Annotated in this window: 25 protein-coding genes; 17 read left to right on the top strand and 8 right to left on the bottom strand. The window is 69.2% G+C overall.

The window, feature by feature from the left end; translation table 11 throughout:
• Positions 1-434: 434 nt before the first annotated feature.
• Entirely contained in the window at positions 435-857 is a 423-nt protein-coding gene (locus ACIG87_RS09460; RefSeq protein ID WP_396849689.1) for a GntR family transcriptional regulator, read from the bottom strand.
• A 555-nt stretch (positions 858-1,412) separates the two neighbouring features.
• On the opposite strand from ACIG87_RS09460, the gene ACIG87_RS09455 reads away from it, so the two are divergent.
• The 14 genes from ACIG87_RS09455 to ACIG87_RS09390 all read left to right on the top strand — a co-directional run bounded on the left by ACIG87_RS09455 (position 1,413) and on the right by ACIG87_RS09390 (position 12,445).
• Positions 1,413-1,745 carry a hypothetical protein gene (locus ACIG87_RS09455; RefSeq protein ID WP_396849688.1) on the top strand — a complete coding sequence of 111 codons (333 nt, stop codon included), beginning with the start codon at positions 1,413-1,415 and terminating at the stop codon, positions 1,743-1,745.
• Positions 1,746-1,884: 139 nt separating this feature from the next.
• Positions 1,885-2,082 (top strand): precorrin-4 C11-methyltransferase, encoded by a 198-nt coding sequence (locus ACIG87_RS09450; RefSeq protein ID WP_396849687.1) that lies wholly within the window; start codon positions 1,885-1,887, stop codon positions 2,080-2,082.
• Positions 2,083-2,231: 149 nt separating this feature from the next.
• Positions 2,232-3,053 (top strand): GntR family transcriptional regulator, encoded by an 822-nt coding sequence (locus tag ACIG87_RS09445; protein WP_396849685.1) that lies wholly within the window; start codon positions 2,232-2,234, stop codon positions 3,051-3,053.
• A complete protein-coding gene (locus ACIG87_RS09440) occupies positions 3,041-3,817 on the top strand; it encodes a glycosyltransferase family 2 protein (RefSeq protein ID WP_396849683.1) in 777 nt (258 codons plus the stop codon). Before ACIG87_RS09445 ends, ACIG87_RS09440 begins: the two co-directional genes overlap by 13 nt.
• A 998-nt stretch (positions 3,818-4,815) precedes the next feature.
• On the top strand, positions 4,816-5,211 hold the full coding sequence (locus tag ACIG87_RS09435) for a transcriptional regulator (protein ID WP_396849682.1): 396 nt from the start codon (positions 4,816-4,818) through the stop codon (positions 5,209-5,211).
• Between the two features lie 309 nt (positions 5,212-5,520).
• Positions 5,521-7,110, top strand: coding sequence for an FtsK/SpoIIIE domain-containing protein (locus ACIG87_RS09430; protein WP_396849727.1), 1,590 nt, complete (start codon positions 5,521-5,523; stop codon positions 7,108-7,110).
• The gene (locus ACIG87_RS09425) at positions 7,107-7,361 is read left to right on the top strand and encodes a hypothetical protein (RefSeq protein ID WP_067305988.1); all 255 of its coding nucleotides are present in this window, start codon (positions 7,107-7,109) and stop codon (positions 7,359-7,361) included. The genes ACIG87_RS09430 and ACIG87_RS09425 overlap by 4 nt, the downstream gene beginning before the upstream one ends.
• A gap of 5 nt (positions 7,362-7,366) precedes the next feature.
• A complete protein-coding gene (locus ACIG87_RS09420) occupies positions 7,367-7,558 on the top strand; it encodes a hypothetical protein (protein WP_396849680.1) in 192 nt (63 codons plus the stop codon).
• Positions 7,555-8,124, top strand: a complete 570-nt coding sequence (locus tag ACIG87_RS09415; protein WP_396849679.1) for a DUF2637 domain-containing protein — start codon at positions 7,555-7,557, stop codon at positions 8,122-8,124. Before ACIG87_RS09420 ends, ACIG87_RS09415 begins: the two co-directional genes overlap by 4 nt.
• Positions 8,121-9,875, top strand: coding sequence for a replication initiator (locus ACIG87_RS09410; protein ID WP_396849677.1), 1,755 nt, complete (start codon positions 8,121-8,123; stop codon positions 9,873-9,875). The genes ACIG87_RS09415 and ACIG87_RS09410 overlap by 4 nt, the downstream gene beginning before the upstream one ends.
• On the top strand, positions 9,872-10,057 hold the full coding sequence (locus ACIG87_RS09405; protein WP_396849675.1) for a helix-turn-helix transcriptional regulator: 186 nt from the start codon (positions 9,872-9,874) through the stop codon (positions 10,055-10,057). The genes ACIG87_RS09410 and ACIG87_RS09405 overlap by 4 nt, the downstream gene beginning before the upstream one ends.
• A gap of 8 nt (positions 10,058-10,065) precedes the next feature.
• Positions 10,066-10,416: a hypothetical protein gene (locus ACIG87_RS09400; RefSeq protein ID WP_396849673.1), complete on the top strand. Its 351-nt coding sequence runs from the start codon at positions 10,066-10,068 to the stop codon at positions 10,414-10,416.
• 45 nt (positions 10,417-10,461) lie between these two features.
• Entirely contained in the window at positions 10,462-11,262 is an 801-nt protein-coding gene (locus tag ACIG87_RS09395) for a tyrosine-type recombinase/integrase (protein ID WP_396849672.1), read from the top strand.
• Between the two features lie 139 nt (positions 11,263-11,401).
• Complete coding sequence (locus ACIG87_RS09390; RefSeq protein ID WP_396849671.1) at positions 11,402-12,445, top strand: helix-turn-helix domain-containing protein; 1,044 nt, start codon at positions 11,402-11,404, stop codon at positions 12,443-12,445.
• A gap of 522 nt (positions 12,446-12,967) precedes the next feature.
• On the opposite strand, the gene ACIG87_RS09385 is transcribed toward ACIG87_RS09390, so the two are convergent.
• Positions 12,968-13,531, bottom strand: a complete 564-nt coding sequence (locus tag ACIG87_RS09385; RefSeq protein WP_396849669.1) for a dihydrofolate reductase family protein — start codon at positions 13,529-13,531, stop codon at positions 12,968-12,970.
• Here ACIG87_RS09385 and ACIG87_RS09380 point away from each other — a divergent pair.
• Positions 13,530-14,042, top strand: a complete 513-nt coding sequence (locus ACIG87_RS09380; protein WP_396849668.1) for a hypothetical protein — start codon at positions 13,530-13,532, stop codon at positions 14,040-14,042. The genes ACIG87_RS09385 and ACIG87_RS09380 overlap by 2 nt on opposite strands.
• A 1,130-nt stretch (positions 14,043-15,172) precedes the next feature.
• Here the strand turns inward: ACIG87_RS09380 and ACIG87_RS09375 are convergent.
• The 5 genes from ACIG87_RS09375 to ACIG87_RS09355 all read right to left on the bottom strand — a co-directional run bounded on the left by ACIG87_RS09375 (position 15,173) and on the right by ACIG87_RS09355 (position 20,786).
• A complete protein-coding gene (locus tag ACIG87_RS09375) occupies positions 15,173-16,573 on the bottom strand; it encodes a hypothetical protein (RefSeq protein ID WP_396849667.1) in 1,401 nt (466 codons plus the stop codon).
• Between the two features lie 548 nt (positions 16,574-17,121).
• Positions 17,122-17,613: a roadblock/LC7 domain-containing protein gene (locus ACIG87_RS09370; protein ID WP_396849665.1), complete on the bottom strand. Its 492-nt coding sequence runs from the start codon at positions 17,611-17,613 to the stop codon at positions 17,122-17,124.
• Entirely contained in the window at positions 17,610-17,981 is a 372-nt protein-coding gene (locus ACIG87_RS09365) for a hypothetical protein (protein ID WP_396849664.1), read from the bottom strand. Before ACIG87_RS09365 ends, ACIG87_RS09370 begins: the two co-directional genes overlap by 4 nt.
• Before the next feature lie 403 nt (positions 17,982-18,384).
• Positions 18,385-19,419, bottom strand: a complete 1,035-nt coding sequence (locus ACIG87_RS09360) for a M48 family metalloprotease (protein ID WP_396849662.1) — start codon at positions 19,417-19,419, stop codon at positions 18,385-18,387.
• A 248-nt stretch (positions 19,420-19,667) separates the two neighbouring features.
• Positions 19,668-20,786, bottom strand: coding sequence for a hypothetical protein (locus ACIG87_RS09355; RefSeq protein ID WP_396849661.1), 1,119 nt, complete (start codon positions 20,784-20,786; stop codon positions 19,668-19,670).
• 72 nt (positions 20,787-20,858) lie between these two features.
• On the opposite strand from ACIG87_RS09355, the gene ACIG87_RS09350 reads away from it, so the two are divergent.
• Positions 20,859-22,289 (top strand): RNB domain-containing ribonuclease, encoded by a 1,431-nt coding sequence (locus ACIG87_RS09350; RefSeq protein WP_396849659.1) that lies wholly within the window; start codon positions 20,859-20,861, stop codon positions 22,287-22,289.
• A 231-nt stretch (positions 22,290-22,520) separates the two neighbouring features.
• Positions 22,521-23,219 carry an NADPH-dependent F420 reductase gene (gene npdG, locus ACIG87_RS09345; protein ID WP_396849657.1) on the top strand — a complete coding sequence of 233 codons (699 nt, stop codon included), beginning with the start codon at positions 22,521-22,523 and terminating at the stop codon, positions 23,217-23,219.
• 105 nt (positions 23,220-23,324) lie between these two features.
• Here the strand turns inward: npdG and ACIG87_RS09340 are convergent, their stop codons facing one another.
• Positions 23,325-23,822 (bottom strand): hypothetical protein, encoded by a 498-nt coding sequence (locus ACIG87_RS09340; RefSeq protein ID WP_396849655.1) that lies wholly within the window; start codon positions 23,820-23,822, stop codon positions 23,325-23,327.
• Positions 23,823-23,856 lie beyond the last annotated feature (34 nt).

Here is a 23,856-nt window from a genome sequence, read left to right as displayed (position 1 = left end):
GGACCTTGGCATGCCAACAGAACATCAGCAAACACGCAAACTGCACTCATCGAGCAGCGGCTATTGATCCATGCTCAAGTGAAAGACCGAGGTTAGCACGTACAGCTGCGGGCTACTGCTTCTGCCTTTTCTCAAGTTTGTAGCCTTGCCGGAGGCGCAGTAACCGCAACCCCGCCACCGACCCAGCACCGTCGGCGGACCCAGCCTCCGATCCCCCACACCGCGTGGGCTGCTGGCGGCGCGCTCGGTCGGCTGTTGTCGACCCACCACCCGCCGGGTAACTGGCTGTCGTCATACGGCGGCCCCGGGCTACCCGCCAACGTGTTGCGTGGCCGGAGTCTTAGCGCCAGCGGATCGACGGACGCGCGCCCAGGTAGCGGCGGCCCGCGGCCCCTTCAGGCCGCCATGAAGACGTATTGAAGCCGTGAACTGCTCTAGCTCTCGGTCTCAAGCAGTCGGTAGGTTCTAACGACTGCTTTGACGGCCCCGTTTCTTCGAGTAAGGCTCTGTTGTTCCAAGAGTGCCGTGCCCACATCGACATCAAAAATGGCTGCCAGTTCGACGTCTGCGGTGACTTGACGCTTTTGCAAATCCGTCTCGGAACCCCCGTCCCGCCATGGCGCGTCTCCGCGAGGCGCGGCGTAGGTCCCGCGTCCGTGAGCGGTGACCACCAAGTCTGCCTCGCGCAATATGGCTATGGCCTGACGAATTGTGCCGCGCGCCGACCTGAACTCAGCGGTAAGTGCGCTCTCGGCCGGCAAGAGTGCCCCGGGCGGGATCACACCACTCTCGATGCGCTTTCTGAGTTCGTCGGCGATGGTGCGGTAGCGGGGTTGTCCGTAGTGCGGGGTGGGCACCTGTTCACCGTACCTGGCACTTGTTGTACCAAGTGCCAAGCAAGCGACGTGTTTCGACGTCTAGACAACTCGTCCACTTGTAGATACGTTTCCTGGTGTGCGGCCGGGGTGACGGCTCGTGTCAGGGGTGGTCGCGGTGTCGGCCCTGGCCGCACCTATGCGCGGCGTCCCTGTGGGACCGGTTGCGGTAGCCGCGTAGACAAGTTGGCTCGGCGATACCCGACCCGTCCGGCGTCGGACGGTGCGCCGTGCCTTCATCCGGGCCGGCGGTCGGCCACCACCAAGCTCGTGGTCGGCCGCCGGTTCCTCGTCTACCTGTGGAGGTGCGATGTCCGGCTCTCATCGTCGACGCGGTTGGTTGTCGTCCTGGTGGCCCCGCCGACGTACGCCGATCCCGACCACCAGCGGCAACACGCGGTCGGCGTCGTCCGGCGGATCGGTTGGCGCTGCGCCGTGGTGGTCGGTCGGTGTCACGCGGGAGCTGCCCATGCTGCGGTATGCGCCGTTGATGACGGTGGCGCAGGCGCACCGGGGCCATGGCGGGCGGTGGACACGATGACCCGCCCGAGCAAGCCGGCCCCGGTGACGAGTCACCCGGACTGGTGCACGCCGGAGCGCTGCGGCTATCTGGTGCCGCCGGTGATGGCGCACATGGCCCGTCGTCATCGCGGCCACATGCTCCGGGTCGGTGAGAAGCGGGCGAGTGGGCTCGTCGTCACGTACCTGATCAGTGCGGAGACTCCGGGCGCTCCGCTGGTGTGCGTGCACGCGTCCTGCCGGGCGGGGAACGCCTGGGCGGAGTTGTCGCTGTCGGAAGCGGCCGAGCTGGTGGAGCAGTTGCGGGGGTTGCTGGCGCAGGCCGGCGGGCAAGAGGCCGGCGATGAGTGACGGCTTTCCGATGATGAACCGGCGGTTGCCGGCGTCGCCTCGGCCGGTGGTGTGTCCGGCGTGGTGTCGTGGTTGTGGGCCGAACGATCCGATGCACCGGGGGTACCTGGCCACAATCGGGCGGGAGGGGACCGGGTGGGTGAGTCTGCAACTGCTCATCGACCGGTTCACCCGCCGCGACCCGGCGATCAAGCTCGACGCGACCCACTACGGCACCACGCAAACCGTGCTCCTGACGCTCACCCACGTCGACCGGCTCATCGAGGAACTGACCCACGCCCGACACGCCATGCAGGCACAGACCGGGCGAACCGGGCGGACGGGAGAGACGCGGTGAACGCCAACGGCCGGCGGGCCGTTGCCGCCCGTCCGCCTGGTGGGCGTCGTGGGCAGGCTCCGCGAGCGGGGGCGGTGGTGGTGCCGGCGGTGCCGGAGCGGCCGGCTGGGGGGACCACCTGGCAGACGTTGGAACGTCTAGGGGGTACGGTGACCGGTGTGCATGGCCGGGACTGGCGCCCTCGCTACCTGCAACTCGCCGAAGAGTTGCGGGCGAAGATCATGAGCGGGGAGCTTGCCCCCGGCACGCTGATGCCCAGCGAAACCGAGCTGGCCGAGTCCTCCGGGCTGTCCCGCACGAGCGTGCGCAACGCCATCCGGCAGCTCCGCGAATGGGGCTTGGTCCGGGCGGAGCAGGGGCGTGGCACCTATGTGCGGGCACCCCGCCAGCGGGTACGTCGCCGCAACACCGAGCGGTACCAGTGGGAGAAGGACCGGGTCCTGCTCGACGAGGACGAACGGTTGAAGACCGGCGCGACCGAGCACGACACCGGCCTGAGCGTCGATGACCTCAAGTTCCACGCCGAGTACACCCGCGTGAACGCCGATGAGGAGATGGCGGCGGCACTCCAGGTCGAGCCGGGTGCGCCGCTGCTGCGCCGGGTCTACTGGACGTCCTCGCGGCACGAGAACGCGCCGCTGACCGTGTCGTACTCCTACCTGCCCTACGACTTGGTCGCCGCGAACCGGGACCTGCTCGACGAGAGTAAGGAACCCTGGCCCGGCGGCACGCAACACCAGCTCTACACCCTCGGCATCGAGCTGGACCGCATCGACGACGAGATCCGCGCCCGACCCCCGTCACCGGATGAGGCCGAACTGTTGGACATCGACCCGGGCGTCTCCGTGCTCACCGTGCGGAAAACCTCCGTCGACACCACCGGCCGGGTCGTCGAGGTCGCTGACGTGGTGATGCCAGGCGACCGGACCGAGCTTGTCTACTCCCACAAACTCCAGCGGTGGAAAACTTGACGCAGCTCGTCTCGGTCATCACCCCGGTCCACGCGCCCAGCATCGAGTACCTGGCCGGCGCGTACGCATCGCTGGCCAAGCAGGAGATGCCGCCGGGGTGGGACTGGCAATGGCTCGTCCAAGAAGACGGACAGACCGGAGCCCTGGCCGACGTACTGCCCGATGATCCTCGGATCAGCCTCGGCACCGGTCGTCCGGGCGGGCCTGGTGTTGCCCGGACCCTTGCCCTGTCCCGTGTTGACGGTGACCTCATCAAGGTTCTGGATGCTGACGACCAGTTGACCCCCGGGGCGCTGGGGCGGGACATCGCCGCGTTCGACGCGCATCCGCAGATCGGGTGGACCACCTCGCGGGTGCTCGACCTGCTTCCCGACGGGTCGACCGCCGGATGGGACAAGGACCCGGCCGGTGGGGTCATCGACCGGGGTGCGGTCCTGGCGTTCTGGCAGGCCAACGACTACCGGGCATCCGTCCACCCGGCGACCCTGTGCCTACGCCGGGATCTCGTCTTTGCCCTCGGGGGCTGGATGGCCCTGCCCGCTTCCGAAGACACCGGCCTCCTCCTGGCCGCCAACGCCGTCACCGCCGGCTACTTCACCCGCGAATACGGCCTGCTGTACCGGAAGTGGCCCGGCCAGGTCACCAGCCAAGCCGCACACCGCGAACCCGCCGAGTACCAGGCACGCATGAGGATCATTGGGTCCAGAGCCGATGCCCTAGCCGCGATGATCCCGAACGGCTTCGACGGTCACCCTTGGGTTTAGCGAAGCTCCCGCCACGCATAGGGCACCACGCCCCGAGCTCAGGGACGTACTTAAACCACTAAATCGGTCTTTATGCATCCCAAGGTGCCTACACGTTGTGTAAGCATGATCCCTAATGAGGGTCAAGCACCGACACGGCTCACCGAGCGTGCATTCTTTTGACTGGACGAGCGCGCTTCGCCGGGAGATCCTTGCAATTCCTCCGGCACATATGGCTATGATTCATGCGAGCCAAGCTCACCCAGCCCTGCGGCGCACATAAGTCCGATCGCCTCTACCAAGCGGTAGGGCGATGAACGCATGTCCGCAGAGAGGTGGAGCATGGCGAAGTCCCTGAACAGACCGAAGCGTCGGGCACATCGAGGCAAGGTCAAGAGGGGGCCAGTCCGATGGCAGTGCCGCGTGATGGATGCCCTGAGCTGGTGTTTTAGGCTCGCGGCACCGATCGTTGCGTCGCTTGCCATGGAGTGGTTCAGAGATGGGGATGGAAGCCGGCCCGCCTAGGCGGACCGGCCCCCGGGCCTCCACCTTCGCTTTGGCCGGCAGGGTGGAGGCTCGTCTCTATGCTGCGCAGTGTTTTCGGTCTTGACGAACACCGCTAGGCAGTTCGCGATCTGACTCTTACGGTCCAACTGTCATAACCATGTTTTTGGCAGTGCCGGTTCAGCTTACAGTGTCAACGTTGCAGTATCTACTGAACGCCTTCACGCAGTCATAGCCAAGGGATCGATACTTGGAGCAGCGACGTCGATTCGTTGCTGACCAACGTTAACGACCTAGCGTTGCTAGTCAGGCTGACCGACGCATGACCAGCGCGCTCGCAGCAGCCGTGCGGGAACGTGCCCAGCAGGGGCAGGAAGCCTTGGAGTTCCCCTGGCGCTCCAACTCTCTCACCCGTACCCCTTCGGCAAGCTCGAAACTTGTTGACTTGTCTGCCAAGTAGCGTCTACCTTGGAGTCTCCACTTGGCAGACATGCCAATAACTTGGAGGTTGAGCGATGGCTCTGCGTGGCGGTACGAGGTTCGCCGTGCGTTGTGAGGACGTCTTCCCGGCGGGGTGCGCCCTGGTCCCCGAGTCGCTGGGTGAGGTCGAGGACTACGACGAGAAGACCGGGCGGCGTAGCCCGGCGAAGGACAAGTTGACCGGTCAGCGGGTGTGGCAGGTGCGGGTGATGGACCTGGACCCGGAGCTTGGCAAGCGCTCGCGGGAGACGACGGTCAAGATTTCCGCCGACTACCAGCCGGTGCCGCCGACGGGTGTGCCGTTCGAGGCGGTGGAGTTCGAGGGCATGACGGTGACGCCGTACGTGACCAACAACAACCGGATGGCGTACTCGCTGCGGGCGACCGGGATGCGTGCTCCGGCGGGTGTGGCGAAGAAGGCGGCGGCGTAGCCGCTGGTGGTTGGGGGCGGGGCTGTCTGGTCTTGGCGGACGGCAGCCCCGCCCCCTTGGTGTCTCTTTCCCCTGCTCTGTCGAGAGAGGTAGTGACGTGTCCAAGCGTAGGCGTTCGGCTGCCCCGGCTTCGCCTCGGTGCGAGGTGTGTCAGTCCCGGTTCGACCCGGCCACCGGTGCCGACGGTCGGTGTGCCGGGTGTGTCGGGCAGCTCGTTCTTCCGTTTCCTCCGGTCCGGGATGCGTCGGGCCGGTTCGTGTCGCTGCGCGGTGGTGGGCGATGATGCGCCGGCCTCGTGGCGGGGTGGTGATGGTGACCGCCGGGGATCTGATGGTGGTCCGGCCGAAGCGGTTCGTTCTGCCGATGTGGCTGGTCGTGCTCGGCCTGGTGCTGCGCTGGGCCGCCCGGTTCTGCTGGTGGTGCCTGCGTCACCCCGTCGCCGTCGGCCTGGTCGTGGCTGCCGTCGTCCTCTACGCCGACCATGGTTGGCCGGGCCTGGTGGTGCCGCTGGTGCTGGCGTCGGCGGTGTCGGCGTTGTGGCGGTGGCGCGATGAGGCGTCCTGGTGGCGGTGGTGCGCCGGGCCGCTGCTCGGCCGGTTCCGTCGGGTCGTCGTCTACCGGCGGGCCTGGCCTGAGGCGATGACCCTGTGCGGCCTGGCCGCGATGTATGACCATCTGCCGGTCCTGCCGCAGTTGCTGCGGGTGCGCTCGGATCAGGCCCTGGACGTGCTGACCGTGCGCATGGTCCGGGGGCAGACCCCGGCCGACTTCCAACAGGTCACCGCGAACCTTGCGTACGCCTTCGGCCGGCGGCACGCCCGGGTCTACTCCGAGCGGCCCGACACCCCGCCGACCCGTACCGGCTACTGGGCGCTGCCGCTGGGCTGGGTGGATCGGTTGCGGTTCCGGGACCGGCCGACGCTGGTCTACCTGGTGCTTGTCCGCACCGACGCGCTGCGGCCGGTTGTGCCGCCGTTCGACACCCCGGCGGTTCCTGACTTTACGGCGTTGCCGTTGGCGCGGCGGGAGGACCTGGGGACCTGGTCGCTGCACCTGCTCGCCACCCATGTGCTGATCGGTGGGGCCACCCGCTCCGGGAAAGGCTCGGTGCTGTGGTCGCTGGTGCGGTCGTTGGCCGGTGGTATCACGTCGGGCCTGGTGCGGCTGTGGGTGATCGACCCCAAGGGCGGGATGGAGTTCGCCATGGGTCGGCCGCTGTTCGCCCGGTTCGCCTGCAAGTCGTTCGAGGCCATGGCGGATCTCCTCGACGAGGCCGTGACGGTGATGCGGGAGCGTCAGACCCGGCTCGCCGGCACCGTGCGGGTGCACACGCCGACCGAGGCTGACCCCCTGGTCGTGGTCGTCATCGACGAAATAGCCGCATTGACGGCGTACCTGCAAGACGTCGACCTCCGTAAGCGCATCGCCGGGTCGCTGGGGCTGCTGCTGTCGCAGGGCGCGGGCGTTGGGGTGCTGGTGGTGGCCGCGTTGCAGGACCCGCGTAAGGAGGTGTTGCCGTTTCGGGACCTGTTCCCGACCCGCATCGCCCTCGGCCTCACCGAAGCCACTCAGGTTGATCTCGTGTTGGGTGACGGTGCCCGCAACAGGGGCGCCCTCGCCGACCAGATGCCCCGATGGGCCAAAGGCGTGGGCTACGTGATCCTCGACGGCACCCCGGAACCGATGCGGGTCCGGTTCTCCTACGTCACCGACGACGACATCCGCGACCTGGCCCAGCGGTACCCGGCCCCGGCCGACGCGGCGGACATCCTCGCCCAGGTCGGCCGCGAGTCCACCCCGGAACCCGTCCGGCCGGCCCTGCCCCGGTCCCGACGCGGGCCACTGCTACCCGACGCGCTGCGCACCATCCTCGACACCGACCAGGGCGAACCCCGATGACCGGCCCCACCGACGGCCGGCGCTTCTACCGGCTGCGTACCCCCGAACCGGTCACCGCCGTGTCCGTCCGCGTCGACCCCGACCGACCCGACCCGTACCCCGTCTATCTGGCGGTCGGTGCGGGCCGGCGGCGGATGTCCCTGACCCCCGATGAGGCGTGGGCGCTGTGGCGGTGCCTGTCCGAAGCCGTCGCCACCCTCGGCACCCCACCCGACTACATCCGTACTGACATTCGCCCGGCCCGGAGGTAACCGCCATGACCACCCTTGCCCGCGTCATCAACCGGCTCCGGCGTCCGCTGCGCATCCGGCTCGTCGGTCCTGCCGACCAGACCGCCGCTGCCCTGCACGGCCTGGCGCACATGGTCAACCGCCGCCCCGACATCGCCGACCGGCGCATCCGCATCGACCTCACCATCCGCGAGAAGCCGACGCAGGAGTGGCGATGAGCGAGCGCACCGAAACCGCCGTACGCCTGGTGATCCTGCTCGCCATCGGCACCATGGCCGGCGCTGCCGCATTCACCCACGTCCACGACCTGTCCGTCACCCACGGCCAACCCGACTGGATCGGCTGGGCCAACGCCGTAGCCGTCGAACTCATGGCGATCTACCTCGGCCTGGAACTCCGCGCCCGCCGCCGTACCGGTCGGCCCGTCGGCCTGGTCGGCTCGCTCCTGGTCGCGTTCGCGCTGCTGTCCCTCGCCGCCCAGGTCGCCGAAGCCGAACCGTCGGTATGGGGCTGGACCGTGGCGGCCGTGCCGTCACTGGCATTCCTCGCCCTGGTCAAGGTCGTCCTGTCCAACGCCCCCGCCGTGCCGCCGGCTCCCGAACCGGACCAACCCCCGGGCGACTGGTACGAAGCGCCCGAGCAGGCCACCACCGAACCCGAGCGCCCGGCTGACCCCGTGCCGCCGGCTGTCCCGGCTCCGGCTGCCATCTCTGCCCCGGCGGTCGTGCTGCCTCCGCGTGTCGTCCAGTCGAACCGGCCGCACGTCGTCGGGATCATCCGATGACCGCTCCGACCCTGCCGGGCCTCGAACCCGTCGCCCCGACCCCGGTTGCTGTTCCTCGGCCGGGGTCGCGGGCGGCCCGCATGGCGCTACCCCGCTCGGTCGACGTCCTCAAGGAGATCGCGGCCGAGTACGGCGTCTGCGTGCGTCCCCTGGCCATGCGCCGCACCGACCTGGACACCGGCCTGACCGAGGTCATCGACCTGCCGTGTGGGGCGACCCGGGAAGACAAGTGCGCCCCGTGCGCCAAGAAGAACCGCCGGCTGCGGCAGGCCCAGATCCGGGAGGGCTGGCACCGCGACGACGAGCCGTTGCCGCCGCCGGAACCGGCGACGGAGGAACAGAAGTCACTGATTCTGCTGCGCGGGCATCTGGAGTTCTCCCGTGACGAGGCATCGCGGGCGTGCCAGTGGGACCAGGTCGAAGACCTCGACGACGCTATCCGCGAGGTGGAAGAGGCGATCGCGGCCGAAGGGCTCCGGGGCCGGGTCGCCCCGCCGCACGCGACGGCCGACGACGACCAGGGCGACAACGACACCGGCCCGCGTCGCAAGCGGTCGACCCGGCGGCGGCAGGACGCGCCCGAGTTGCCCCGACGCAAGGTCGAGCGGCGCACGGTCGGCAGGACGTACACCGCTGCGGACGGGTCGACCTACCGGCCGTCGATGTGGCTGACCCTCACCCTCGACTCCTACGGCCCGGTCCGCCCCGACGGCACCCCCGTCAACCCCGACCGGTACGACTACCGCCGCGCCGCCTGGGACGCCGTCCACTTCCCCCGACTCCTGGACCGGTTCTGGCAGAACCTGCGACGGTGTGAGGGCTGGAACGTCCAGTACGCCGGCTGCGTCGAGCCACAACGCCGACTCGCCCCACACGCCCACTTCGCCATCCGGGGCACCATCCCCCGCGACACCCTCCGCACCGTGGCGGCGGCCACCTATCACCAGGTGTGGTGGCCAGCGGTCGATGTCCAGCACTACACCGCCGACCGACCCCCGGTATGGGACGAGCAGGCGGCGGCGTGGGTCGACCCAGACACCCGCCACCCACTGACCACCTGGACGGAAGCCCTCGACGCCATCGACGACAACCCGCACGCCGAACCGGTGCACGTCGTCCGCTTCGGTACCCAGGTCGACGCGCGGGGCGTCATGCCCGGCACCACCGACGCCGAACGGACCATCCGGTACGTCACGAAGTACATCACCAAACACACCGGCGACGTCCACAAAGCCACCACCGACCGGCAACGCAAACACCTCGACCGACTCTGGCGGGAACTGCGCATCACACCCTGCACCGACCGCTGCGCCAACTGGCTGCTCTACGGCATCCAACCCAAGAAGGCACACGCCAAACTCAAGCCGGGCCGCTGCAAGGGGAAGATCCACCAACGGGACACCCTCGGCATCGGCGGCCGGCGCATCCTCATCTCGCGCGACTGGTCCGGCAAGACGCTCAGCGACCACAAGCACGATGTTCGGGCCTGGGTGCGGTCGCTGCTCGGTGTCACGGTCGGCCTGGATGAGGTCGACGACCAGGGCGCCACCGTCGAACCAGTCCGGCACGCCTGGGAACTCGCCCGGCCCGATGACCCCGACGTGCCGGCCATGGCTCACCGGCTGCTGCGGTCGATCAGCGAACGCGCCCGCTGGCGCTCCGAACTGCTCGCCGCCAAGGACCGGGCTGCGCAGCTCCCCGACGACGGATCAGCAACAGGAACGGGCGACACAACGGGGGAGGGGCTATGACGGTGGTGAACGATGGGCTCTGGACGGTGCGGGAGGTGTCGGCCTACCTCCGGGTGCCGCAGGAGACGCTGTACCGCTGGCGCAAGGTCAAGTACGGTCCGCCGGCGGCTCGGGTCGGCCGACACCTGCGGTACGAACCGGAGACGGTCCGGGCCTGGGTACGCGCGCAGGCGGCGGCCTGATGGGGCACGTGGAGGATCGCTGGTACAAGGTGATCCGGCACCCCGGCGGCCGGAAGGAACGGATCAAGTCGGATCTGTTCGGCAAGGGGATGCGCTACCGGGTGCGGTACATCGGCCCGGACGGGCGGGAACGTAGCCAGTCCTTCCCGGACCGGGCCAAGCGCGACGCTGACGCCTTCCTCGTCTCCACCGAGACGGACAAGCTCCGGGGCTCCTACGTCGACCCGTCCGCCGGTCGGATCACCTTCGCTGAGTACGCGGAGAACTGGTTGCGGACCCGTGCCTTCGACGAGTCGACCCGGGAGAGCACCGAGTTCCGGGTACGCAAGCACTTGGTGCCGTTCTTCGGCTCCCGGTAACTGGCCGCGATCAAGCCGGGTCATATCCGGGAGTGGGACGCCGGGATGGTCGGCAAGCTGGCCCCGGCGACCCGGGCTGTGGTCTTCGCCCACCTGCGGACCATCCTCGGCGCGGCTGTCGATGACGAGCGGATCGCCAAGAACCCTTGCTCGGCTGCGTCGGTCAAACCGCCTCGACCGGTGCAACGTCGCGTCGTTCCCTGGCGGGCCGACGAGGTTTCGGCCATCCGCGGTGGCCTCGCTGAGCGGTACCGCCCCATGGTCGACCTGGGTGCTGGCTGCGGGATGCGGCAGGGCGAAATCTTCGGCCTGGGAGTCGATGACGTCGACCTCGCCTCGGGCTGGGTGCACATCGTCCGGCAGGTCAAGGTGGTCCGCTCCCGGCTGGTCTTCGGCCTGCCCAAGAACGACCGGGACCGCCGCGTGCCGCTGCCCGACTCGGTGGCTCAGTCACTCAAGGACCATGCGAAGAAGTACGACCCCCTTTCGATCACTCTGCCGTGGGAGGACCCGTTCAGCGACGAGCGGGTGACGGTGCCACTGATCTTCACCACTACCCGACGAGGTGCGATCAAGCGGGCGACCTTCGACGGCAAGAGCTGGCGTCCAGCGGTGGCGGCGGCCGGCATCGTCCCGACCCGGGCGACCGGGATGCACGCGCTTCGGCACTTCTACGCCTCGGCGCTGCTCGACGCGGGGGAGAGCATCAAGGCCCTCGCCTCGTACCTCGGGCACTCCGACCCCGGCTTCACGCTCCGGGTCTACACCCACCTGATGCCGGCCAGCGAGGAAGGCACCCGCCGAGCCATCGACGACATCTTCCCCTCAAGGTCTGAGCAGCAGTAGCACTCATCGACCCGTGTCTGCGCTGTGTGCTACGCCTTGTCAAGATAGACGTGCGGCGCACCCTGGTGAATCAGGTACACAGCCGGGTGTGGCTGTGCCTTATCATCGGCAACTCCAGTGATTGAGGGAGCGCTTGTTCATGCGATGGGAAAGTGCGACGGGTCTGCTTCTAGACGACGGCTCGGTGGTCGGCGTTTCCGACATGGGAACAGCAAATTTCACGGAGGCGGAAGTCGCCGGCCTGGACGCGAGACTGCTGGCCGATGCATGCCTTGGTCAGAACAAGGAAGACATGGTTGTTGTAGAAACCACGGATGTGAATGTGATTTTCGCTTTTGCGGCGGAAGATGGCACCTTTGAAATCCACTTCGTGGTTCCGCCGCTTCGGCGTGATGTGTCCGACGACCTACTCAGAAGCAGAATTTCTCGCGAATTAAACTCGGTAAACTGTGAAATCGTAGAAATTAATGAAGATCCCGAATGCCGGTCGATTGTCGCGCACGCTTCGGTTGGCCTGACGGTAGGGGCCATCTGCGAGATGGTTAGAGCGTGCAGACTTGCTGCGGTGATTCCGAGCGTGAGCGGCGATCAGGAAGTGATGGATCGAGCGATCGTCCGTCAACTCCTTCGATCTGGAAATGCTCAAGCTCTGGTTGGTGTTCGTGAGTCAAGGTGGTTTGAGGTTAAGTCATCTGCATATGAACTGGGTGAGGGTTCGATGGGGCGGATCGAACTCGCTCAGGACGTGGCCCGATTCGCCAATTCGGACGGGGGTCTGCTGGCGCTGGGCTTTAGAACTAAGAATCGTGGCGAGGGTGATACGGTGGTGAAGGTAACACCGCTTCATTTTCCTGCTAACAGTGCAGCAAGATATCGGGCAATTATCGACTCTACTGTCTATCCACCAATCGATGGATTAACCATCTCGCGGGTGCCGGTCGAGGGGGGCTTTTTGTTGGTCATCGAAGTTCCTCGGCAGCCGGAATCAGGTAAGCCGTATCTGGTTCATGGAGCGATCGTCAATGGAAAGTATGAAGGCTCGTTCTTTTCGGTAGTCCGCAGGCGTGATGAGAATTCAATTCCAGTCAACGCGGCGGCGATCCATGCCTTCTTGGCGGCAGGATTTCAGATCCTGCGCAACATCCCCGACTCTACTTCGATGTCCGCTGATGGCAGTGAATAGGAAAACTCTTCGCATTGCTGTCCGTCTGCCATCGACCCGTTCGTCTGGGATTAGTCCGCTGCCTGGCCGCAACGTCATCGCGGGGCGGTCTGTTCGCTCGGTGGCCCCTGCTTCTCCGGCAAGCACGGCTCCTTGATCGTCGGCGAGGTGTTGACTGCCGTCTCCTGCTGGGTTTCGACGGCCCAGGGACGGCCTGGGATGGGTGAGTGGCGAAGTTTGACAAGCTTGGAGGCTGTCGCATTATCAGAATCCGGCGTACAGGTCGACTCGTCCGTCGCCCACCAGCTCAGAGCCGTGATCAAGGCTCTGGGCTGGTTCGATGTCCGGTGTCTTCGGTCGACCTTGGTCACTGCTCCTTCAAGACGTACAACTCCCGGAGTACGGCTGGCGGTCCTGGCCGGTGATCCGGTCACGGCGTACGGCGTCACGGGCTGGCGGTCCCGGCGCAGCGGCGACGGGGCCGTATGGACCATGTGCGCTGGGAACGGGTCCGTCCGATGGAGCCATGGCGGATCGAGGTACTCAGCGCCTGGTCTCGTACCTGGTCAGGACCACGCCGTCGGGAAACGTCCGGGTCTCCATCAGGCTCAGGTTCACCCAGTTGTCCAGGGCCGCGAAGAACGGCGTCCCGCCACCTACCAGGACCGGATGGGTGACGATCGCGTACTCGTCGATCAGCCCGTTCCGCATGGCCACCGCGGCGAGTGTGGCGCCGGCGATATCCATGGGGCCGCCGTCCTCGGCCTTGAGCCGGGTGATCTCGGTGACCGCATCGCCGGTGACCAGGCGGGTGTTCCAGTCGACCGTGCTGGTCGTCGAGGAGAACACCACCTTCGGCATGTCCCGCCAGCGGCGGGCGTACTCGATCTCCGCCGGTGTGGCACCCGCCCGCTGGTCGGCGGTCGGCCAGTGGGAGCTCATCGTCTCCCACAGTTTGCGCCCGTACAGCGCCGTGCCTGTCGCCCCCACCCGGTCGGACCACCACTGGAACAGTTCCTCGCTCGGCACACTCCAGCCGAGGTCGTCGCCGGGCGCGGCGATGTAGCCGTCCAGGCTCAGGTTCATCCCGAAGGTCAGTTTTCGCATGGTGTCAGCCTCCCGCGAGTCGGTACTCGGCGTACAGACCAGTACGGCGCGGAAGAACCATCGGTCAGGCCGCACCGAAAGCAACACCGGGGACAGACTCGTCAGCCATCAGGTGGGACTCGACAGTTGGGGTGTCCGTTCTTCGGGCGTTGACCCAGTCCAGAGCCCGGAGCAGGCTTTGAGCTGGCTCTCGAATCACTGCTGCGACGATGGCCTTCCCGTCGACGGCGGCTCACTGGTGATCGCGGCGGACGCCGCGCTGCGGGTCGGCGATGCGCTGGAGGCGGACGGGGCGGCACCGGCGGCAGACGTGGTGCTGGGTACGGGCGATGCGGTGCCGGACCCGGCGACCGGACCGGGCGAGGTGGTGGTGCAGGCTGGCAGCCCTGCCAGTGCGGCGACGGGCACGAGGGTGCGCAGAGCTTCCGGGGTCATCGTTCCTCCTGCTCGAACATGGCGGCGCTTGTCAGACACACCCTCGCGACGGGCAGGCCAGGTTGCTGCCGAGTGAGAACCCGATTGAGCGTGCCTATCGGTTCGAGCGGTCGTGGAACGACAGGAGGTGTCCAGGGCGTCGATGTCGATCCTGGTCGACGATGGCCGACGTGACGCCCCGACGGCGTTCCGAAAGAGCTGTTCTGGTGGCCGGAAGGGCTGCTACCCGGCGTCTGGGCCGCCGTTCCCGGTGCGCTCCGGGCGCTGCACCTCGGCTGACGCGCGAGAAACGCCTCGGAGAATCAACTCCGGGGCGTTTCTCGCGCGGCGGTTCACCACTCGTCGACGGCGAAGGTGGTCACCGGTTCGGCCATGTTGGTCGATGACGGCGTCGGCGGCGGTGAACCGTTCGCGCTTGCCGGGCTTGTCGGCGTACCCGATGACGGTGACTCCGGCGGCGTGCGGCGTGGGCGGCCTCGATGTCGCTGACCAGGACGCGCTCCGCCGGATCGGCCCCGGCCGGTGTCAGGGCAGTCGGATGGTCCTGGTGTTGGGGAACGCCCCCGGGCAGGATCCCGAGGAGCCCTCGCCGAGAATGACGTAACCGGTGGGTATCGGGGATGTCTTGCAGATGATCGTCGGTGCCGCGCAACTGCCGGTGTGCGGCGAACACCGAGGCGACCCCGAGCATCAGGGCGATCACCGCGACGGCTCGGAGCGTGTGCAGGGCCCCCGCTGACCACGTGCCCGTCTTCGATCCTCGAGGCTGTCCCGTCAGTTGCATGCCGGTCCCTTCGATAGATCCGCCTGAGCACCGTTAGTGCTCGGTTGATCACCCAATGCCATGGTGGGCGGACTCGGCTGGTCAGGCAACAGGCATCGTGATGAATGAACAATCAGGCGCGGACGGGATCACACAAGGGGCAGCTCAAGAATGACGGACGATCACGCCTGTGTCGGGGAGGGATGCCGGTCGACAGAACCGGCGTCTGCCCGCTCGGCTCGGGGATGGCGACCTGACGCCCTGACGCCCTGACGCGCCTGACGGCCTGGCGACGGCCTGTGTCGGCTGTCGCCAGGCTCCGCCCCGGATCAGTGGGTCTGGCAATGTTGATCTGGCTTCAGGTCGACTCGTCAGTTGTCGACCAGCTTCCTGGTCGACGACTGACGACGTTGACGCCCCGACGACGCTCCGACCCGCTCGGGTCAGGTGGTGCAGCCGTGCGGTCCGTCGGCCGCGAGGTCGGCCAGGGAACAGACCTTCAACAGCGGGTAGTGCGGCCCCATGACAGTGGCGGCGGTCTCCGCCGAACTGTTCACCGGCACGTTCTGGGTGGCGTGCGGGAACTCGGCGACCGGCAGCAGGTTCCGGAGCAGGACCATGTGCGGGGCCGAGGGATAGGAGACGGAGAAGGGCAGGAAGGTGGCACCGTCGACGGCCTCGATCGCCGTGCGTTGCTGCTCCCGGCCAAGGACGTACGTGTAGTAGCCGTGCCGGTCGAGGCGGGTGTCGTCGTCGTAGCGGCATCCCAGGCTCGGCGGCGCGTCGGCGAACCGGTTGATCACGACGGGTTTGAGCTGGCCGCCCAGGTTGGTGCACATCGAGAAGTAACGCAGGTCGGCGTGCCGGCGGGGCCAGACTCCCGGATGGTTGCCGGAGACCGCCCGGGGTGCCCGGCCCCGGATCACCACGACCTGGTCCGCCTCCGGCGGACTGATCCAGGCGCCGAGATAGGCGTTGTCCGGGTTCGGCGCGAGATTCTCCACCTCGGACGTCCGCGTGAAGACCTTCTGGCTGCTCTCCTCGGGCAGCCCAGGCCCACCGGGATGCGCTGGGCCCCCCGGTCCACCAGGGCCGCCAGGCCCGCCGGGGTCGGGTCCGCCTGGTCCGCCCGGTCCGCCGGGTCCAGGTCCGCCGGGATGTCCAGGTCCGTTGGGTCCAGGTCCGCCGGGGTTGCCAGGGTCGGGTCCGTCCGGATGATGTCCTGGCCCGCCTGGCCCGCCTGGCCCGCCTGGTCCGCTGCCGGGATGACCGGGGCTTCCGGACCCACCCTTGCTGTCCGACCCCGCCTTCCCTGCGTCTGCTGCCGGTGGCGGGTTGAGGGCGGTGCTCCCGGAGGAGCAGGACGGCAGGGTCTGTGACACCCCGTCCTGGGTGAGGGTCATGGTGGGCAGGACCACCGTCGAATCGCCACCGGCGGGCAGATAGACCCGGAAGATCACCGATGCCTTCGCACCCGGCAGGGCGTCCTCGCGGGCCAGTGGCAACTGGTTGGTCTGTCCGAAGGTCACCTCGGGAGTGATCGTGAGGGTGAACCGGCCGCCCGGTGCCGCCCCACTGGTCTGCCACGGATTCAGGCTGCCCGTGTCCGGGGTGATCAGGTAATCGGGCAGGCTGGAGTTGACGCCGTTGCGGGTGAAGTAGGTCGGCTTGTCGTCGTACACGTTGAAGGACGCGTATCGGGCGTCGGGGAAAACCCCGGAGATGGTGATCTCCAGGCCCGGCGTGACCGGGTAGATGGTCGACCAGTAGGTGGCGGCGGTGTCCGGCCAGTAGGCGTTCAGGCTTGTCGCCCCGTACTTCGACGACCAGGCGCATTGCGGCATGCTGATTCCTGCGACGGCTGTGCGCTCTGCCTCGGCGGGGGTGGCTACCAGCGGAACGGTCAGTGCAATCAGCCCTGACATTGCCAGAAGTGGTCGACGCGCGCCCCGCGTCGCCTGTTCCAGTGCGGAGTCTGCCATGCGTTGACTTGATCACATTCATATGTCGTCGCAGTAACTTCCGAGGTCAACGGTCATTACCGCCGCGCGTTCTCGGCCCTTCTTTAATAGCTGTTTCCCGGCAGTGGTGATTATTTCGGGAAGCCGGTTCTGGGATCGACTCAGGGGTGTGGTGGCGACTCCGCCGGCCGGCGGAGTCGCGTGGAGAGGCCCGTGGGGCCGGGTTCGACCTCGCCGCTGGCCGGGCCGGCCGGGGAAGTGGGCCCAGTCGGGTTCGACCTCGGCGCCGGCCGGCTCGGCGGGCTGCGTGGCCAGCCTGGCGGAGATCCTGGCGTTCACCGACCGGTCGGGTGCCCGGCCCCGGTGGGGTGAGGGGCGTCCGGGTGCGGGCGGCGGGGACCGCGAGCCCGTCGCCGCCCCCGCCCTCCGGGTCAGGCGTTCGCCACGGTGTGATCGAGCAGTACGGCGAGTTGGGCGGCGACCGTCGGCGCGTGCAGGTGCAGCCGGGCGACGTTGATGGTGTCCTCACCGACCACGGCGAGCAGGGCCTGGCTGCTGACCGAGTAGACGCTGAGGTAACCGTGCTCGTTGCGTACCGTGGACTGCCGGAAGTCGCCCTGACCGAGCCGCAGGCCGACCTGCCGGCCGAGGCCGAAGGTGGTCGCGGCGATCGCGGCCAGGTCGTTCGGGTCCACGTCGGTCTGCAGGTTGTGGGTGATGAGCAGGCCGTCGACGCCGCTCAGCACGCAGCCGTGCACCCCGGGGATCTGGTGCCGCAGCTCCGCGAGCTGCCGGCTGATCGCCTGGTACGGCAGCGACGGATCCCCGGCCAGCGACGGCGGGTACGACCGGGGCGCCGGGAGGCCGGTGGCGCCCGCGGACCGGCGCGGCAGTGTGCTCCCGGCGCTGTCTGCGACGCTCACAGTTCCAGGTTCTCCTCGATGGTGCGCAGTTGGTGGCGGGCCATGGCCAGGTTGGCCCGGCTCTTGCTCACCATCAGGTAGAGGAAGAGCCCCTTGCCGTTGCGGGCGCTCAGCGGCCGGATCAGGTGGTACTGGGTGCCGAGGGTGATCAGGATGTCCTCGATCTCGTCCTCGATGTTGAGCATTTCGAGGGTACGCATCTTGGCGCGGACGACGTCGGTGTTGCCGGCGGCGGCGACGGTCAGATCGATCTCGCCGGTGCCGCCGGCCACGCCGAGGGTCATCCCGCTGCTGTAGTCGACGAGCGCCACCCCAATCGCTCCATCGATGCCCATCGCGTTCTTCAGGGCGGCGTCAAGGCTTGCCACGGTGGTGTTCTCCCAGTTCGACAGTGCGGCGCCACAGTCACCTTCGTCGTCCGCCCGAGTGTCAGGCGGTGGCGGTGCCGCAAGAGGTCTGACGAGGCTCGCACACTCTCCGCCCCGACTGCAGCTGGGGCGGGCCCATCGGCCTGTCCGGCCGACCCCCGTCGGCCGGCAGTCCCATCAAGAGGACCACGCCGAGGGATGGCCCATCTCAGGGCGAGCTGATACCAAGTACCCGGTCCGGGGTGGAAGGGCAGAATTCTCCGATCTGGTGACCACCGCGGCCAAACCCCGCCGGCCCCACCGCCGTCCGCGCCGATCCGGGTGACCCGGACGGCACGCGCCGAGCCGGTGGACGCGCCCCCGCCCCCGCCCCCGCCCCCGCCTGAACACCACGGGCGAGGGCTCAACCGGACCAGGCGACGATCCGAGCCACTCCCTCGTACTGTCGGGTCAACTCCGCGTCGATCCGCTCCATTCGGCTCTCGCTCAGCAGCACCCGCGGCTCGTGCCGGGCGCGGGCGGTGAGCATCTGATGGCGCAGCCCGGCGGGCGGGTGTGACGCGAAGAGCGACACCTGTTCCCGGATCGACAACTGGCGCACCAGCGGCATCCGCTCGGCCGCCGCCGTCCGGGCCCGAGCCGTCCCTTCCCGCCACGCCCGGGGCCCCTGCCCGCCCCGGGACGCCTGCCGCACGACCAGCGCCACCGACTCGCCGCTGAGCAGGACGTCGAGCAGGCCGCGGGCCCCGGCGCTGCCCGCCACCCGGGCGGCCAGCTCGTCGGCCAGGTACTCGGCCCGCTGGCTGTCCCGCAACGCCGTCCACACCAGCAGCAGATGGCCGCCGAAGAGCAGCTTGGACAGCACCCATGACATCGCCCGCCCCAACGCGTCACCGATCATCTCCAGCAACCCGCCGGCACTGCCGCCGGGAGCCGGCCGGAACAGCTCGGCGGCGTCGCCGAGCATCGTCAGTGCGGGCTGGGTGATCAGCAGCCGGCGTACGTCGCCGTTGACGAAGTGGCCCAGCTCGTGGCCGACCAACGCGACGCGCTCCGCCCCGTCGAGGGCACCCCACAGCGGCAGTCCCAGGCAGAGCACCCGTCGCCGACGCAACCCCACCGACGTCGAGTACGCGTTGAAGCTGCCGTCCACCCCGATCACCTGCGGCACGGGTGCGCCGATCGCCGCCGCCACCCCCGCCGGCCCCAACCCGGCCGACTCCAACGGACGCCCGACGAGGGCGGCGTACTGCTGACGAGTCAGCCGGGCGGCGATCCGGTAGGTGCGCCGATCCACCCAGGCCCAGCCGAACTCGGGTGCCCGTCGACCCGGGTCGTAGCCGTCCAGGTTCCACTCGCAGCCCGCACACCAGGGCATCGCCTGGCGCACCGACACCGTCGCCGCCCCGCAGCGCGGACACGTTCCCGTCGTGATCACGATGGCCGATTCTGCCGGTGGTCCCCGGGCCGTACCACCGGCCTTTCGGTTCACCCGATCCGACCCGGGGCAGGGCGGTGTACGGCCGCTCCCGTGCCGGTCGGGACCGATTTCGCGGTTCTGCCTCCGAGGCGTCCGAGCACGTCTACTGTGGATGTGGTCGCGACCAATTGCGGCGATCCGGTGGCGGCCGGGCTGCGCCCGGTGCACAGTGATCTCATGAACGACAGCGGAAGTGGTGCGCACTACTACTGGTGCACCCGACACCACCGGGTCGAGACCGATGCCGACGTGTGCCCTGCCAAGCACGTTCTCGGACCGTATCCCTCGGCTGCCGACGCGGAGAACGCCCTGCAGAAGGTGCAGGAGCGCAACGAGGCGTGGGAGGCCGAGGATGCCCGCTGGGCCGGGGAGGGCAACTGAACGGCGCGGGACGGCCCGCGTCGAGGACTCCGTGCCTCCGTGAGGAGGCACGCGGGAGCATGTCCCCAAGGAGGGAACGAGATGGCCGAAGTAAGAAAGGCCACCACCCGCCCGGCCGCGACGAAGACCGCCGCGGCGGAGCGGACCGCAGGCGCGACCCGGAGCGCCGCGGCCCGCCGCTCCACCACGGCCACGGCACCGGCCCGCAAGGCGTTGGCCGGCCGGGCGACGGCGAAAGCGGCGGGTGCCGGCTCGGGCCGGTCCCCGGCCGCCGGCACGGCCACGGCCAGGAAGACGGCGGTCAGCAGGACCACCACGGCGAAGAAGGCGCCGGCGTCCCGGAGCACCGCGAAGAAGGCCCCCGCGTCGAAGTCGACGGCGAAGAAGGCGCCGGCGTCCAGGAGCACCGCCAAGAAGGCGTCCGCGCCGAAGAAGACAGCGGCGAAGAAGGCCGCTGGTAAGACCACCGCCGCTGCCCGGAAGATCACCGGGGCGGCGAAGAAGACCACCGCGACCGCCAGGACCGCAGCGGCCAAGAAGGCACCCGCGAGGAAGGCGCCGGCGAAGAAGACCACGGCGGCGAAGAAGACCACGGCGACCGCCAGGACCGCGGCGGCGAAGAAGACCACCGCGGCGAAGAAGACCGCCGCGGCCAAGAAGACCACTACGGCCAAGAAGACGACGACCGTCAGGAAGTCCACGGCGGCGAAGAAGGCACCGGCCCGGAAGGCCGCCGCGAAGACGGCGCCCGCGTCGAAGTCGACCGCGAAGAAGGCCCCGGCCAGGAAGGCGAGCACGACGACGACCCGCAAGGCGGCGGCGAAGAAGACGACCGCCAAGAAGGTCACCGCCAAGAAGGTCACCGCCCGCAAGGCCCCCGCCCGTACGGCGGCGGCTCGGGCCACCGCACCGGCCAGCGCCCGGTCCCGCGCCCGGAAGGCCACCGGCTGACCGTACGGAGACCGTCGCCCGCCTGCCGGAGAGCGGATCACGCGGCACGCTGCCAGGATTGACCCGTGGTCATCCGACGTGTGCTCGCGCCCCGCATCGACTTCGGCGCGCTGCGCCGCGAGTGGGGACTGCCTGACGGCTTCCCGGTCGCGGCGCAGCGTGAGGCGGACGAGGCGGCCAGCGCCCCGCTGCCCGCTGCGGTCGACCGTACCGACGTCCCGTTCGTCACGGTCGACCCGGCCGCCTCCCGCGACCTGGACCAGGCGATGCACCTCAGTCGCCGGCCCGGCGGCTACCGGGTGCGGTACGCCATCGCCGACGTCGCCGCCCACGTCCGTCCCGACGGTGCGCTGGAGGAGGAGACCTGGCGGCGCGGGCAGACCGTCTACCTGCCCGACGGCAACGTGCCGTTGCATCCGCACACCCTCAGCGAGGGGGCCGCCAGCCTGCTGCCCGACGTCGACCGGGCGGCGGTTCTCTGGACCATCGACCTCGACGCCGACGGGGCCACCGTCGCCGTCGGGCTGGAACGCGCCCGGGTCCGCAGCCGCGCCAAGCTGGACTACGCGGGGGTGCAGGTGGCCGCCGACGCCGGGCGACTGCCCGAGCCGATCGCGCTGCTGCCCGAGATCGGTGCCCTGCTCACCGCCCGTGGCCTGCGCCGGGGCGCGGTCAACCTGCCGCTGCCCGAGCAGGACGTCGAGCCCGACGGGGACGGCTGGCGGCTGGTGCTGCGCGGCCCCGGCCCGATGGAGGACCACAACGCCCAGATCTCCCTGCTGACCGGGATGGCGGCGGCGGACATCATGCTCGCCGGCCGGGTCGGGCTGCTGCGCACCATGCCGCCGCCGAAGCCGGAGGCGGTGGCCCGGCTGCGCGCGGCGGCGGCCCCGCTGGGCGTGCACTGGCCGGACGGGGTACGGGTGGGCGAGGTGCTGGCCGGTTTGGACGCCTCGCAGCCCCGGGCCGCCGCCTTCGTCGACCAGGCGGCCGAGCTGATGCGCGGGGCGGCGTACACGGCGTTCGACGGCGAACTGCCCGAGCAACCGGAGCACGGTGGGGTGGCCGCCGCGTACGCCCATGTCACCGCCCCGCTGCGCCGGCTGGCCGACCGGTACGCCACCGAGGTCTGCCTGGCCCTGTACGAGGGCCGGCCGGTGCCCGAGTGGGCCCGGTCGGCGCTGTCCAGGCTGCCGGAGGTGATGGCCTCGACCGACCGGACGGCGGGCGCGGCCACCCGGGGCGCGATCGAGCTGGCCGAGGCGGTGCTGCTGGAGCACCGGGTGGGGGAGACGTTCGCGGCGGCGGTGCTGGACGTGGACGCGCCCCCGAACGGCCAGTCGAAACCCGGCCGGATCCCCGGCGGGACGGTGGCGCTGGACGACCCGCCGGTCCGGGCCCGCTGCACCGGGGAGCTGCCGCTGGGCGAGCGGGTCAGCGTACGCCTGGTCACCGCCGACCCGGTCGGCCGCAAGGTCCTCTTCGCCCGGCCCTGACCCGCCCGACCCGGTCCGCTCCGGCCCGTCACGGCCGGGGTTCGGCTCGGCCGGGGTTCGGCTCGACCGGGCTCGACCGGGCTCGACCGGGCTTGGCCGGGGTTCGGCGTGGTCCGGCGGCGCGGTCGCCGAATCCGGCGCGGTCGCCGCAGGCCGGGTGTCCCGGGCCGGCGGTCAGGGTCACAGCGCCTCGTGCTGCTCGGGACACGGGCGGTTTGCGAGGATGGCCGCATGGCATACGACGCGAGCATCCTCCCCGACGTGTCCGGGCTGACCGTCGGCATCATCGGTGGCACCGGCGACCAGGGACGGGGGCTGGCCTACCGGTTCGCCCGAGCCGGTCAGCAGGTGCTGATCGGGTCCCGTTCGGCCGAACGGGCCGCCGAGGCGGCGGCGGAGATCGCCGCGTTGCCCCGGATGCCCGTCGGGGTCGACGTGACCGGCGCCGGCAACGACGAGGTGGCCCGCCGCAGCGACGTGGTGGTGATCGCGGTGCCGTGGGACGGGCACGCCGCCACCGTCGCCGCGCTGGCCGAGCCGTTGGCCGGCAAGATCGTGGTCGACTGCGTCAACCCGCTCGGTTTCGACAAGCAGGGCCCGTACGCCCTGCCGGTCGCCGAGGGCAGCGCCGTGCAGCAGGCCGCGGCGCTGCTGCCCGACTCCCGGGTCTGTGCGGCGTTCAACCACGTCAGCGCGCCGCTGCTGGCCGACCCGGAGGTCGACCGGATCGACCTCGACGTGCTGATCTGCACCGAGGAACGGGAACTGGTCGACGTCGTCGGCGCGCTGGCCGCCCGGATTCCCGGCATGCGCGGCATCTACGCCGGCCGGCTGCGCAACGCCCACCAGATCGAGGCGTTCACCGCCAACCTGATCGCCATCAACAAGCGCTACAAGGCGCACGCCGGCATCCGGGTCACCGACCTCTGAGCGGCCGTCCGCTCTCGTCCCGCGGTGGGATCTTGGAAGAGAAGGGCACCCGGGGTGGGGCCCGGTTCCTCCAAGATCTCACCGCGTACGACCGGCGGGCACGGCTCAGAAATTGATGTTGACGCCAGCCTTCTTGCAGGCGCTGTTCGCCATCGCGCTGGTCTTCTGGAACTCGGGCTTACTGGCTGCCGCGTCCATGTCCGGGGCGGTCGCCACCTTGCCGGCCGCAGCGCCGAACGCGCTCAGCGCGGTGGCCGCCTCGCTGCCGGAGGTGCCGGTGGTGGCCTTCGCCAGCCCCGTCGCCATCTCCGAGTAGGCCTTCTTCATCGCCGGCGTCGGGTCGCCACCCGACATCGCGGCCTTCACCACATCGGCCTTCGTCTCCTCGGCGATCTTCTTCGCCGCCTCGCAGAGCTTCTTGTCGGCAGCCGGGTCGGCGGCAGCGGCCGGGGAGCCGGCGGCCGAGGAGACCGCAGCGGAGGGGGAGGCTGACGGAGCAGCGGCGGAGGCGGTGGCCGACGGCGCGGCCGTCGTCGACGCTGCTTCCCCGCTGCATGCCGCGAGGGCCAGCACGGAGACACAGGTCAGGAGAACAGTTGACAAGCGAACATGATCCACAGGCGGAACCCTAGCGGCT

It is taken from the genome of Micromonospora sp. NPDC051925 (genome assembly GCF_044548625.1).
GTDB lineage: Bacteria > Actinomycetota > Actinomycetes > Mycobacteriales > Micromonosporaceae > Micromonospora.
The sequence above is the reverse complement of the archived record's forward strand: the minus strand, read 5'-3'. Positions and strand labels throughout refer to the sequence as shown.

Coding starts and splice junctions, on each gene's coding strand:
- ACIG87_RS09385 (WP_396849669.1), bottom strand. CDS start 13,531: ATGCGAAAACTGACCTTCGGGATGAACCTGAGCCTGGACGGCTACATC.
- ACIG87_RS09405 (WP_396849675.1), top strand. CDS start 9,872: ATGACGGTGGTGAACGATGGGCTCTGGACGGTGCGGGAGGTGTCGGCC.
- ACIG87_RS09395 (WP_396849672.1), top strand. CDS start 10,462: ATGGTCGGCAAGCTGGCCCCGGCGACCCGGGCTGTGGTCTTCGCCCAC.
- ACIG87_RS09390 (WP_396849671.1), top strand. CDS start 11,402: ATGCGATGGGAAAGTGCGACGGGTCTGCTTCTAGACGACGGCTCGGTG.
- npdG (WP_396849657.1), top strand. CDS start 22,521: ATGGCATACGACGCGAGCATCCTCCCCGACGTGTCCGGGCTGACCGTC.
- ACIG87_RS09410 (WP_396849677.1), top strand. CDS start 8,121: ATGACCGCTCCGACCCTGCCGGGCCTCGAACCCGTCGCCCCGACCCCG.
- ACIG87_RS09425 (WP_067305988.1), top strand. CDS start 7,107: ATGACCGGCCCCACCGACGGCCGGCGCTTCTACCGGCTGCGTACCCCC.
- ACIG87_RS09420 (WP_396849680.1), top strand. CDS start 7,367: ATGACCACCCTTGCCCGCGTCATCAACCGGCTCCGGCGTCCGCTGCGC.
- ACIG87_RS09415 (WP_396849679.1), top strand. CDS start 7,555: ATGAGCGAGCGCACCGAAACCGCCGTACGCCTGGTGATCCTGCTCGCC.
- ACIG87_RS09435 (WP_396849682.1), top strand. CDS start 4,816: ATGGCTCTGCGTGGCGGTACGAGGTTCGCCGTGCGTTGTGAGGACGTC.
- ACIG87_RS09375 (WP_396849667.1), bottom strand. CDS start 16,573: ATGCCGCAATGCGCCTGGTCGTCGAAGTACGGGGCGACAAGCCTGAAC.
- ACIG87_RS09380 (WP_396849668.1), top strand. CDS start 13,530: ATGGTGTCAGCCTCCCGCGAGTCGGTACTCGGCGTACAGACCAGTACG.
- ACIG87_RS09430 (WP_396849727.1), top strand. CDS start 5,521: ATGGTGACCGCCGGGGATCTGATGGTGGTCCGGCCGAAGCGGTTCGTT.
- ACIG87_RS09455 (WP_396849688.1), top strand. CDS start 1,413: ATGACCCGCCCGAGCAAGCCGGCCCCGGTGACGAGTCACCCGGACTGG.